The organism is Pseudomonas sp. E1BtOHC1 (genome assembly GCF_058744285.1).
In genome coordinates this window covers 3,024,184-3,036,955 of record NZ_CP196023.1, presented here as the reverse complement: position 1 = coordinate 3,036,955, position 12,772 = coordinate 3,024,184, and the positions used below count along the sequence as shown (strand labels likewise).

9 protein-coding genes are annotated in these 12,772 nt (G+C 60.9%); 3 read left to right on the top strand and 6 right to left on the bottom strand.

What is annotated here, in order from left to right; translation table 11 throughout:
• Positions 1–49: 49 nt before the first annotated feature.
• The 3 genes from fadA to ACSSVC_RS14025 form a co-directional block, all read right to left on the bottom strand.
• The gene (fadA, locus tag ACSSVC_RS14035; RefSeq protein WP_346631786.1) at positions 50–1,225 is read right to left on the bottom strand and encodes an acetyl-CoA C-acyltransferase FadA; all 1,176 of its coding nucleotides are present in this window, start codon (positions 1,223–1,225) and stop codon (positions 50–52) included.
• 28 nt (positions 1,226–1,253) lie between these two features.
• Positions 1,254–3,401, bottom strand: coding sequence for a fatty acid oxidation complex subunit alpha FadB (fadB, locus tag ACSSVC_RS14030; RefSeq protein WP_346631787.1), 2,148 nt, complete (start codon positions 3,399–3,401; stop codon positions 1,254–1,256).
• Between the two features lie 557 nt (positions 3,402–3,958).
• Positions 3,959–4,396, bottom strand: coding sequence for a hypothetical protein (locus ACSSVC_RS14025; RefSeq protein WP_492612422.1), 438 nt, complete (start codon positions 4,394–4,396; stop codon positions 3,959–3,961).
• Between the two features lie 101 nt (positions 4,397–4,497).
• Here ACSSVC_RS14025 and ACSSVC_RS14020 point away from each other — a divergent pair, with 101 nt between their 5' ends.
• Positions 4,498–4,935, top strand: coding sequence for a universal stress protein (locus ACSSVC_RS14020; protein WP_123724037.1), 438 nt, complete (start codon positions 4,498–4,500; stop codon positions 4,933–4,935).
• 87 nt (positions 4,936–5,022) lie between these two features.
• On the opposite strand, the gene ACSSVC_RS14015 is transcribed toward ACSSVC_RS14020, so the two are convergent.
• Positions 5,023–6,942 (bottom strand): ATP-binding cassette domain-containing protein, encoded by a 1,920-nt coding sequence (locus ACSSVC_RS14015; RefSeq protein WP_492612421.1) that lies wholly within the window; start codon positions 6,940–6,942, stop codon positions 5,023–5,025.
• A 213-nt stretch (positions 6,943–7,155) separates the two neighbouring features.
• Between ACSSVC_RS14015 and ACSSVC_RS14010 the strand changes: the two genes are divergently transcribed.
• A complete protein-coding gene (locus ACSSVC_RS14010) occupies positions 7,156–9,084 on the top strand; it encodes a transglycosylase SLT domain-containing protein (protein WP_346631789.1) in 1,929 nt (642 codons plus the stop codon).
• 135 nt (positions 9,085–9,219) lie between these two features.
• Here the strand turns inward: ACSSVC_RS14010 and ACSSVC_RS14005 are convergent, their stop codons facing one another.
• Positions 9,220–10,998: an ABC transporter transmembrane domain-containing protein gene (locus tag ACSSVC_RS14005; protein ID WP_404938872.1), complete on the bottom strand. Its 1,779-nt coding sequence runs from the start codon at positions 10,996–10,998 to the stop codon at positions 9,220–9,222.
• 259 nt (positions 10,999–11,257) lie between these two features.
• Between ACSSVC_RS14005 and ACSSVC_RS14000 the strand changes: the two genes are divergently transcribed.
• On the top strand, positions 11,258–11,437 hold the full coding sequence (locus tag ACSSVC_RS14000) for a PA1571 family protein (RefSeq protein WP_346631791.1): 180 nt from the start codon (positions 11,258–11,260) through the stop codon (positions 11,435–11,437).
• 74 nt (positions 11,438–11,511) lie between these two features.
• Here the strand turns inward: ACSSVC_RS14000 and pdxB are convergent, their stop codons facing one another.
• Positions 11,512–12,654: a 4-phosphoerythronate dehydrogenase PdxB gene (gene pdxB / locus ACSSVC_RS13995; protein WP_346631792.1), complete on the bottom strand. Its 1,143-nt coding sequence runs from the start codon at positions 12,652–12,654 to the stop codon at positions 11,512–11,514.
• Between the last annotated feature and the right edge of the window lie 118 nt (positions 12,655–12,772).

Here is a 12,772-nt window from a genome sequence, read left to right as displayed (position 1 = left end):
GAAAAACAAAAACCGGGGCACAGGGCCCCGGCTTCCATCAACCCAACGCTTAAACGCGTTCGAAGACGGTCGAGATGCCCTGGCCAAGGCCGATGCACATGGTGGACACACCGAAGGTGCCGCCATTCTGCTTCATGACGTTGAGCAGGGTCCCGGAGATACGCGCACCGGAGCAACCGAATGGGTGACCCAAGGCGATCGCGCCGCCGTGCAGGTTAACCTTCTCGTTCATCTTGTCGAGCACTTTCAAATCTTTCAGCACTGGCAGGGCCTGTGCGGCGAAAGCTTCGTTGAGCTCGAAGAAGTCGATATCGTTGATGCCCAGGCCCGCGCGCTTCAGGGCTTTCTGCGTGGCTGGTACTGGACCATAGCCCATGATGGCCGGATCCACACCCGCCACCGCCATGGAACGGATCACTGCCAGCGGCTGGATGCCCAGATCCTGGGCACGCTGGGCCGACATCACGATCATGCACGAGGCGCCGTCGGTGATCTGCGACGAAGTACCGGCAGTCACGGTACCACCTTTAGGGTTGAACGCCGGCTTCAGGGCCGCCAGGCTCTCTAGGGTGGTCTCGGGACGGATGGTTTCGTCGTAATCGAACAGTTTCAGGAAACCGTTCTCGTCGTAGCCCTGCATCGGGATGATCTCATCCTTGAACTTGCCTTCCACAGTCGCCTTGTGGGCGAGCTGGTGGGAACGCACGCCGAAGGCGTCCTGCTGCTCACGGGTGATGCCGTGCATCTTGCCCAGCATCTCGGCGGTCAGGCCCATCATGCCCGAGGCTTTGGCCGCGTACAGGGACATGTGCGGGTTCGGATCGACACCGTGCATCATGCTCACGTGCCCCATGTGCTCGACGCCGCCGACCACGAACACGTCACCGTTGCCGGTCATGATCGCTTGCGCAGCAGTGTGCAGGGCACTCATGGACGAGCCACACAGGCGGCTGACGGTCTGGCCAGCCGAGGTGTGCGGGATCTGGGTCATCAGCGACGCCATGCGCGCGATGTTCCAGCCCTGCTCCAGGGTCTGGTTGACGCAGCCCCAGATCACGTCCTCGACTTCCGCCGGGTCGACCTTGCTGTTGCGTTCCAGCAGTTTGCTGATCAGGTGCGCCGACATGTCTTCGGCGCGGGTGTTGCGGTGCATGCCGCCCTTGGAGCGGCCCATCGGAGTACGACCGAAGTCGACAATCACGACGTCTCTAGGATTCAAGCTCATATGTTCACTCTCGCTCTAGTGTGGGCGCTTAACCGAAGAAGCTCTGGCCGTTCTTGGCCATTTCACGCAGCTTCGCGGTCGGGTGGTACAGCGCGCCCAGATCGGCGTACTGGTCGGCCAGGGCAACGAACTCGGCAACACCGATGGAATCGATGTAGCGCAGCGCACCGCCACGGAATGGAGGGAAACCAATACCGTAGACCAGGCCCATGTCAGCTTCGGCAGCGGTTTCAACGATGCCGTCTTCCAGGCAACGAACGGTTTCCAGGCACAGCGGGATCATCATCCAGTTGATGATGTCTTCGTCGCTGACTTCACGCTGTTCGTAGACGATTGGCTTGAGCACTTCCAGCACCGATGGATCGGCAACCTTCTTCTGCTTGCCCTTCTTGTCGGTCTCGTAGGCGTAGAAACCTTTGCCGTTCTTCTGGCCCAGGCGCTTGGCTTCGTAGAGCACGTCCACGGCCGAACGACGATCATCCTTCATGCGATCCGGGAAGCCTTCAGCCATCACGTCACGCCCGTGGTGACCAGTGTCGATGCCGACCACGTCCATCAGGTACGCCGGGCCCATTGGCCAGCCGAATTTTTCCATGATCTTGTCGATGCGCACAAAGTCCACACCGGCACTGACCAGCTTGGCGAAACCGCCGAAGTACGGGAACAGTACGCGGTTGACCAAAAAGCCCGGGCAGTCGTTGACCACGATCGGGTTCTTGCCCATTTTCTTGGCGTAGGCAACGGTGGTCGCTACCGCCAGTTCGCTGGACTTCTCGCCACGGATCACTTCAACCAGCGGCATCATGTGCACCGGGTTGAAGAAGTGCATGCCGACGAAATTTTCCGGACGCTTGAGGGCCTTGGCCAGCAGGCTGATGGAAATGGTCGAGGTGTTGGACGCCAGGATGGTGTCTTCCTTGACCTGACCTTCCACTTCAGCCAGCACGATCTGCTTGACCTTGGGGTTCTCGACTACGGCTTCGACCACCAGGTCGACGTTGCCGAAATCACCGTAGGACAGGGTCGGACGAATGCCATTGAGCACTTCGGCCATCTTCGCTGCGGTCATGCGGCCTTTATCAACGCGGCCTACCAGCAGTTTCGCGGCTTCTGCCAGACCCTGCTCGATACCGTGCTCGTTGATGTCCTTCATCAGGATCGGCGTGCCCTTGGAGGCAGACTGATAGGCGATACCGCCGCCCATGATGCCGGCGCCCAGCACGGCAGCCTGCTTCACATCCTTGGCGATCTCGTCGTAGGCCTTGGCCTTTTTCTTCAGCTCCTGATCGTTCAGGAACAGACCGATCAGGCTCTGTGCGGCAGAGGTCTTGGCCAGTTTGACGAAGCCGGCGGCTTCCACTTCCAGAGCCTTGTCGCGGCCAAAGTTGGCGGCTTTCTGAATGGTCTTGATCGCTTCCACCGGCGCCGGGTAGTTCGGACCCGCCTGGCCGGCAACGAAACCTTTGGCAGTTTCGAAAGCCATCATCTGCTCAATGGCGTTGAGCTTGAGCTTTTCCAGCTTAGGCTGACGCTTTGCCTTGTAGTCGAACTCGCCGGAAATGGCGCGCTTGACCAGGGCCAGAGCGGCATCCTTGAGTTTATCGGGAGCAACCACAGCATCGACGGCACCGACTTTCAGCGCGTCTTCAGCACGGTTTTCCTTGCCAGCAGCGATCCACTCGATGGCGTTGTCGGCACCGATGATGCGCGGCAGACGCACGGTACCGCCGAAGCCCGGGTAGATGCCCAGCTTGACTTCCGGCAGGCCGATCTTGGCACTGGCAGCCATGACGCGGTAATCCGCGGCCAGGCACATTTCCAGACCACCGCCCAGGGCGATGCCATTGATCGCGGCAACGGTCGGCACGTTGAGGTCTTCGAAATCGCTGAAGATCTTGTTGGCTTCGAGGTTGCCAGCCACCAGCTCGGCATCCGGCAGCTTGAAGTTGTCGACAAACTCGGTGATGTCGGCGCCGACGATGAACACGTCCTTGCCACTGCTGACGATCACGCCCTTGATCGAAGCATCTGCCTTGATGGTGTCAACAGCCTGACGCAATTCATTCAGGGTTAGACGGTTGAACTTGTTGACGGACTCACCCTTGAGGTCGAAATTCAATTCGACGATGCCACTTTCAAGAGCCTTAACCGTGATGGCTTTACCTTCGTAAATCATCAACTGATCTCCACGATATGGAAGCTGAACAGTACACGTCGGACGCTGACTTCTGGCTTGGCACTAACGTCACCGTCGATGCTAACGCCAATCCGCCAGGCACACCCGCCAACGCGATAGTCGGGATTCTGTATAGAGCCGCCTGCGATGCAAACGCTCATTTCATACGCCCGTTTGATTTGGGTACGCCACATTCAGGGAAAATCCGACAATTGTCAATCGTACAAAACGCTGTTTGAAACGCGACTTTGCGGTCACTTCACTGCTCCCCGGACGATCAACACGACCCTGCATTCATCGCCATTCATAGGATCAATATTTAGAAAAATCGCCCTAAATCGTCCGCCCACAGGGAACGATAACGACTAAGCTGGGGATATATCTGAAGAAAAGATCAGAAAGTTTTTATCGAGTAGGGGCACAGCCCAGACAGCAAGAAGCCACCCGAGAGTGGCTCAAACAAGATTACCGGCCTGCCTGGCCATCCCGCCCGATGCTGAGTCGGGCTTTTTATTGCCAAACACCCACGATTGCGGCGGGTGCCCTCCTCTATGGCGTCAGGCCAAGGCCTTGAGCACCGAGGCGATATCCTGCAGAACACTGACCTCGCCGCGCTCGCTCCAGTACAGGGCAATCAGCTGCTTGTCCGCTTCAACCTTGAAGACCCCTGGCGGCAAGGTCTGCAGATGCTGGAGCAGCGACTCATCGACACAGGGCTCACGCCACTGATTGACCCAGCTCCCGGGGGCTATCTGCCAGTAACTCCAGCAGGCCGATTGTGCGCCGCGCCTCGGCCGGTGGTATTGCGGGCAAGGATTGGGCGGCTCCTGACCCAGCCAATGCGGCCATTCCTGGGGTGCCAGTTGCATGGCCAACCCCATGCGCCGCGCCTCCATGCGCAAGGCGATCAAGCCGCTCTGGCGGCGCGAGGGCCGCAGCCACGCCAACGGGCTCAGAACCACCGCAAGGATTGACACCACTATCCAGACCGTCATATCAGTACTCTCGATTTTTTGATGAGCGGGGCCTGGGTGAAACCAACCCGCTTGAAACCAGCCATACTTGAAGCTATTGCAATCCTCAGGAGGAGCGCCTCATGTCCTACCACCATATTCTGGTCGCCGTAGATTTAACCGAAGAGTGCGATCCTGTTATCCACCGCGCTCGCGAGCTGTCGGTGAGCAATGGGGCCAAGCTGTCCCTGGTGCACATCGTCGAACCGATGGCCATGGCCTTCGGCGGTGACGTGCCCATGGATCTTTCGCAACTGCAGCAGCAACAGTTCGACCAAGCCAAGGAACGCCTGGATCGACTGATCCACAAGTACCCAGAGCTGACCAAGGAATACAGTCACCTGACTTATGGACAGCCGCGCCAGGAAATACACCATCTGGCCAAGGAACAGGAATGCGACCTGATTGTGGTGGGCAGCCACGGCCGTCATGGCCTGGCCCTGCTGCTGGGCTCCACCGCCAATGACGTCCTGCACGGCGCACCGTGTGACGTGCTGGCTGTGCACCTGGCCAAACGCTAAGCCCTCGCCCGACAGCTGCCAAACCGGTAACTGCTGCGAAAAAAAGCCCGACGCTGAAGTCGGGCTTTTTTATCACTCGCCAATCACTCAGGCATCCAGTTCGGCCCAGCGCTCGACCATCTGCTCCAGCTCGGCATTCAACTGCTCCAACCGGGCAATGACCGCAGCGGTTTCAGCCGCCGGGCGCTGATAGAAGCCGGCATCGGCCATTTCCGCCTCGACCCCGGCGATCTGTTGCTCCATGGCATCGATCTGCCCCGGCAACGCCTCAAGCTCACGCTGCAATTTGTAGCTGAGCTTCTTCTTCGCCGGAGCCTCCTGCACAGGGGCTGGCGCTGCGGCTTGCACCGGCGCAACCACGGCGGAATTCAGTTCGGCCTTGCCGGACTTGTTCTCGGTAACCCCCAGCAACCGCGGCGAGCCGCCCTGGCGCAGCCAGTCCTGATAACCGCCAACGTACTCGCGAACCTTGCCTTCACCCTCAAAGACCAGGGTGCTGGTCACCACGTTGTCGAGGAAGGCCCGGTCGTGGCTGACCATCAGCACCGTGCCCTGGAAGGTCAGCAACACCTCTTCCAGCAGCTCGAGGGTTTCCACATCAAGGTCGTTGGTCGGTTCGTCGAGGACCAGCAGGTTGGCCGGCTTGCTGAACAGCTTCGCCAACAACAACCGGGCACGCTCACCGCCAGACAATGCCTTGACCGGCGTACGAGCACGTTGCGGGCTGAACAGGAAGTCACCGAGGTAGCTGAGGACGTGACGGCTCTGCCCATCGATCTCGATGAAGTCACGACCTTCGGCAACGTTGTCGATCACGGTCTTTTCCAGGTCCAACTGATGGCGCAACTGGTCGAAGTAGGCCACGTCGATCCGCGTCCCCTCTTCCACCTTGCCGCTGCTAGGCACCAGGCCGCCGAGCATCAGCTTGAGCAACGTGGTCTTGCCGGTGCCGTTGGCGCCCAGAAGGCCAATGCGGTCGCCGCGCTGCAGGACCATGGAGAAGTCCTTGACCAGGAACGGGCCGTCCGGGTGAGCGAAGCTGACATTCTCCAGCACCATCACCTGTTTGCCGGACTTGTCGGCGGTTTCCAGCAGGATATTGGCCTTGCCGGTACGCTCGCGACGTTCGCTACGCTCCACGCGCAGCGCCTTGAGGGCCCGCACACGCCCCTCGTTACGGGTACGCCGGGCCTTGATGCCCTGGCGAATCCACACTTCTTCCTGGGCCAGACGTTTGTCGAACAGTGCGTTGGCGGTCTCTTCAGCCGCCAACATGGCTTCCTTGTGTACCAGGAAGCTGGCGTAGTCGCCGTTCCAGTCGATCAGGCCACCACGGTCCAGTTCGAGGATGCGGGTGGCCAGGTTCTGCAGGAAGGAACGGTCGTGGGTAATAAAGAGGACGGCGCCCTGGAAATCCTTCAGCGCCTCTTCCAGCCAGGCAATGGCGCCGATGTCCAGGTGGTTGGTCGGCTCGTCGAGGAGCAGCAGATCTGGCTCGGATACCAGGGCCTGCGCCAACAGCACGCGACGCCGCCAGCCACCGGACAACTCGGCGAGGGTCTTGTCGGCGGGCAGCTGGAGGCGGCTCAGGGTGCTGTCCACCAGTTGCTGCAGGCGCCAGCCGTCACGGGCTTCGAGGTCGTGCTGGACGTGCATCAGTTTTTCCAGATCGGCGTCGGTGACGATGTTCTGGCTCAGATGGTGGTACTGGGCCAGCAGCTCGCCAACACCGTCCAGGCCCTGGGCAACCACGTCGAACACGGTCCGCTCGTCGGCCACAGGCAGTTCCTGGGGCAATTCGCCGATCTTCAGACCGGGTGCGCGCCATACGGAGCCGTCGTCGGGCTTCTGATCGCCCTTGACCAGCTTCATCATGCTGGATTTGCCAGTACCGTTACGGCCGATGATGCACACCCGCTCACCACGGGCGATCTGCCAGGACACCTTGTCCAACAACGGCATGGCGCCGAAAGCAAGGGACACATCGCTGAATTTGAGCAGGGTCATGTTCTTCTCCAAAAACCGGGCGCGCATTCTACCTGACTTGCGCCCTCAGAAGGCCCGCTATTTCGCCACCGGCGACCCCGAAGGCACTTTTGTTGCCAACTGATGCCAAGGGCTCGGCAAAGCTTTCACCGGTTGCTGGCAAAAGGCTAAGCTAGTGAACAATCAGTGTTGGCCCTGTCGGCACTTGTCATGATTTCTCTGCCCGGATGTCTCATGCGCAGTCGCCTTTTCAGCCTTTTATCCTGTCTGCTTCTTTCCGCCACTGCCGTCCAATCCACACAGGCGGCGGACCTGACCCAGCAACGCCAATATTACGATGAAGCCAAGCGCGCCCTGGCCAAGGGCGATTCAGGCCCTTACTTCCGTTATGCCGATGCCCTGCGCGACTACCCGCTGGAGCCTTACCTGGCCTATGACGAACTTACCGCCCGCCTGAAGAGCGCCAGCAACGCCGAGATCGAGAAATTCCTCGCCGAACATGGCGACCTGCCTCAAGCCAACTGGATGAAACTGCGCTGGTTGCGCTGGCTGGCGGAACGCGGCGACTGGGCCACCTTCACCCGGTATTACGACCCAAAACTCAACTTCACCGAGCTGGACTGCCTCAACGGCCAGTACCAACTGGGCCATAACCTCAAGGCCGAGGGCTACGCCGCCACCGAAAAGCTCTGGCTGACCGGCAAATCCCAACCGGCCGCCTGTGACGCGCTGTTCGCCCAATGGGCCGCCGAAGGCCAACTGACCGAACAGAAGCGCTGGCAGCGGGCCAAGCTGGCGGCCGAAGCCCGCAACTATCCCCTGGCCAACAGCCTGGTCAAGAGCATGACCACCCTCGCGCCCCAGGGCCGCCTGCTGGTGGACGTGGCACAAAAACCGGAGCTACTGAGCCAGCCTTCGCGCTTCCAGCCCGCCGATGAAGCGATGTCCGACGTGGTCGGCCTGGGCCTGCGCCGCCTGGCTCGCCAGGACCCGGACAAGGCCATGGCCCTGCTGGACGGCTATGCCAGCAGCATGCACTTCTCCCGTGACGAAAAAGTGGCCATTGCCCGCGAAATCGGCCTGACCCTGGCCCGGCGCTTCGATAGCCGCGCTCTGGACGTCATGACCAAGTACGACCCCGAGCTGCGGGACAACACCGTCTCCGAATGGCGCCTGCGCCTGCTGCTGCGTCTGGCGCGCTGGGAAGATGCCTACCAGTTGACCCGCAAGCTGCCTCAGGACCTGGCCAGCACCAACCGCTGGCGCTACTGGCAGGCGCGCAGCCTGGAACTGGCCCAGCCAAAGAACCCCCAGGCCCTGGTGTTGTTCAAAGGCCTGGCCCGGGAGCGTGACTTCTACGGTTTCCTCGCCGCCGATCACGCCAAGGCCCCTTATCAGCTGAATAACCAGCCGCTGATGTTGAGCCAGGCGGTCATCAACAAGGTGCGCAATACCCCAGGCGTGCGTCGCGCCCTGGAGTTTCATGCCCGAGGCCAGATCGTCGACGGTCGCCGTGAGTGGTACCACGTCAGCCGGCACTTCAACCGCGACGAAATGGTGGCCCAGGCCAGGCTGGCCTACGACCTGAAATGGTACTTCCCGGCCATTCGCACCATCAGCCAGGCCCAGTACTGGGATGACCTGGACATCCGCTTCCCCATGGCTCACCGCGACACCCTGGTGCGCGAAGCCAAGGTCCGCGGCCTGCATTCCAGCTGGGTGTTCGCCATCACCCGCCAGGAAAGCGCCTTTATGGACGATGCCCGTTCCCACGTGGGCGCCAGCGGCCTGATGCAATTGATGCCCGGCACTGCCAAGGAGACCGCGCGCAAGTTCAGCATTCCCCTGGCCTCTCCCCAGCAAGTGCTGGACCCGGACAAGAACATCCAACTGGGTGCGGCGTACCTGAGCCAGGTCCACAGCCAGTTCAACGGCAACCGGGTACTGGCATCTGCCGCCTATAACGCGGGGCCTGGACGGGTGCGTCAATGGCTCAAGGGCGCCGACCATTTGAGTTTCGACGTGTGGGTGGAAAGCATTCCCTTCGACGAAACCCGCCAGTATGTGCAGAACGTGCTGTCCTACTCGGTGATCTACGGCCAGAAGCTCAACTCGCCACAGCCGCTGGTCGACTGGCATGAGCGCTACTTCGACGATCAGTGAAACCAGCCTCCCCACAAGCCCGCAGTGATGCGGGCTTTTTATTGGGCTGCCACCCCCACGGGAGCTGGCTTGCCAGCGAAGAGGCCTTCGAGCTCGGCGCCAACCTGATGGCCGCTTTCGCCGGCCAGCCGGCTCCTACACAGGTGCCTGAGGGCCGTCGTTGAATTGCAGGGCCGCCAGGCGCGCATACAGCGGGTTGCTGGCAATCAGTTGCTGATGAGTGCCCACGGCCACCAGCCTGCCCTGGTCCATGACCGCAATCCGGTCGGCATTTTTCACCGTGGCCAAGCGATGAGCGATCACCAGGGTGGTACGGTTCTTCATCAGGCTGGGCAAGGCTTGCTGAATCAGATGCTCACTCTGCGCATCCAGGGCGCTGGTGGCCTCGTCCAGCAACAGGATCGGCGCATCCACCAACAGCGCGCGAGCGATTGCCAGACGTTGTCGCTGTCCGCCGGAAAGCCCCAGCCCGCCATCCCCTAGATGAGTCTGATAACCCTCTGGCATCTGCTCGATAAACTCGTGGGCATAGGCGATCTTCGCCGCGTCCTGGACCTGGCTCAGGGTCGCATCAGGATTGCCGTAGCGAATGTTCTCTTCGATGCTGCCGTAGAACAGCGCCGGACTCTGCGACACCAGGGCAAAACAGCGCCGCAGATCCAGCGGATCGAGCTGGGTCAGGGGCACGCCATCCAGCAGTATCCGCCCCTGCTGCGGGTCGTAGAAACGCAGCAGTAGATCGTAGAGGGTGGATTTGCCCGCCCCCGACGGCCCGACCAACGCCAGGGTTTCTCCGGCATGGATCTTCAGGCTCAGGCCATCGACGGCGTAGCGGTCCGGCCGTGACGGATAGGAAAAGCCCAGGCCGTCCAGTTCCAGATCACCCCGCACGCGTGCCGGTAAGCTCACCAGGCCGCTACTGGGTGCCTGGATGATGTTGTCCGCCCGCAGCAGTTCGGCGATCCGCTCCGCAGCCCCGGCAGCGCGTTGCAGTTCGCCTATGACCTCACTCAAGGTGCCGAAGGCGCTACCGACGATCAGGCTGTAGAACACGAACGCCGCCAGCTCACCACCGGAAATGCGCCCGGCGATCACATCCATGCCACCGACCCAGAGCATCACCCCCACCGCGCCCAAGACCAGCACGATCACCAGGGTGATCAACCAGGCACGTTGGACAATACGCTTGCGCGCGGTATCGAAGGCCTGCTCCACCGTCACGGCAAAACGCTGCTCGTCCTGGGCCTGGTGGTTGTAGGCCTGGACCGTCTTGATCTGACCAAGCGTCTCGGACACATAGCTGCCGACATCGGCGACCCGGTCCTGGCTCAGCCGCGACAGACTACGCACCCGACGGCCGAAAATCAGGATCGGCACCAGCACCAGAGGCAAGGCCACCACCACTATGCTGGTGAGCTTGGGATTGGTGACGAACAGCAAGACGATCCCCCCCAACACCATCAGCGCATTACGCAGGAACAACGACAACGAAGAACCGATCACCGACTGCAGCAAGGTGGTGTCCGCCGTGAGTCGCGACTGGATCTCCGAACTGCGATTGTTCTCGTAGAATCCGGGATGCAGGTAGATCAGGTGATTGAACACCTGGCGCCGGATATCCGCTACACAGCGCTCACCGATCCAGGACACCAGATAGAAACGCACGAAAGTGCCTACCGCCAGGGCCAGGACCAGCAGCAGGAACAGAGCAATGGACTGATTCAGCAAATGCGGGGACTGGGTCATGAAACCCTGATCCACCAAAAGGCGAATCCCCTGCCCCATGGACAGGGTGATGCCCGCAGTGACAATCAATGCCAGCAAGGCACCAAGCGCCTGCCAACGGTAGGGAGCGATAAAACGGCTGGCCAGATGCAACGCCCGGCGATGACGAGAAGAGAGCATGCAGTTCATCCATTGGCGCACCGGCGACCGACCCGTTGTAGCGGCAGCAACGAGAGGAGTTCGCAGGAACTTTGCTAAATCACAATGAGTCAGGTTGATTATGACCGCTGACACTAGAGCCTAGAGATTATCGGTCTAATCTGTGGCTGGCACTCCCCGGGCATTTCTGTTGGAGTGAAGTCGCCGGGCCAGCCCTTGCGGAGTTCTGTAACAGCTTGGTCACCCGGCCATTCTAGAGTAAGCACACAACCTGATGAGGAGACAGGCCATGTCCTTGCAACACAGCAGCAATGACAAGATTCAAGTGATCCGTACCCAGCCGAACCAGTCTCTGGGGTGTGCCATCATCGACGCCCAGGGTCGCGAAGTACCTATTACTGAAGACATGATCCAGAACGCCTGCCGCGAACTGGAAAAGCGACTGGTCAAGCCTGCTCAGCAAGATTGACACTCAGCCTCACGTCCTCTTGACCCGGCCAGACGGCCGGGTTTTTTATGCGCGCGCAATCTGCTTGCACGGGTTCAGAGTTCGCTGGCGCCCAGGGCTCGGACGATCTGGCTCAGAGCTGGCGAATCACCCTGAATCCGCACTTGCAGCCCGTCGATCTCGCGACGCTCCGGATAATGCTTGCGCAGGCCATCAAAGGCGCTGCGTTGCTGGGCGACATCATCCGCCAGGCTGCGGCGAAAATCCGCATCATCACGGCGCGGGTCGTACACCGCCCGACAGATCATCGCTAGGGCCCAGGCCGGGTCGGCATTGGCATTCAGGCTGACTTGCGACACCCACGGCGCCGGCAGCAAGGTGGCCAGGCCGACCTGTTCAGCCTGACCGAGGAAGCGGCAATAGGCCTGGTAGATCTGCGCCGTGCCACGCTGCTTGCCATCCAGGCTGTAGCCGGCGATATGGGGCGTAGCCAGCACGCAGAGGTCCGCCAGCTCGCGATCCACTGTCGGCTCCTCTTCCCAGACATCCAGCACCGCCTGCAAATCCTCACGCTGCAGCAACACTTCACGCAGCGCCTGGTTATCCACCACCGGGCCACGGGCCGCATTGATCAGCCAGGTACCTTGCTTGAGCTGATTCAAGCGCTGCCGATCCAGCAGGTGCCAGGTGGAATGCTCGCCCTGCCGAGCCAGAGGCGTATGCAGGCTGATGACGTCGCAACGTTCAATCAATTGCTCCAGGCTGACGTAGTCACCGCCTTCCGCTGCCTGTCGCTGCGGGTCACAGACCAGGACCTGCCAACCCAGACCACGCAGGACCTTGATCAAACGCCCGCCGACTTCACCGGCCCCCACCACGCCGTAACAGCGTTGAGCCAGATCCGCCCCTTCGATCTCGGCCAGGGTCAACAGACTGCCCAGCACATAATCCACCACACCACGGGCATTGCAGCCCGGCGCACTGGACCAGCTGATCCCCGCTTGCTGGAAGTAGTCCAGGTCCAGATGATCGGTGCCGATGGTGCAAGTGCCGACAAACCGCACCGGACTGCCTTCCAGCAATTGGCGGTCGACTTGCGTCACCGAGCGCACTAGCAACACATCCGCCTGCTCCACGGTAGCCCGATCAATGGCGCGCCCGGGGAAACGCCGGATCTCGCCGAAACCGGCAAAGAACTCTTCGATCAGGGGAATATTTTCGTCGGCAACAATCAACATGGCAGGCTCCTCGTGCGGAGCCGCAGTGTAGGCGCAGATGACAGGGCGAGCCAGCACGGCTTGAGGCCGAGCGCTCATTTCCCGGCGGCGGGCCATTACAAATCCACAACACTGGATT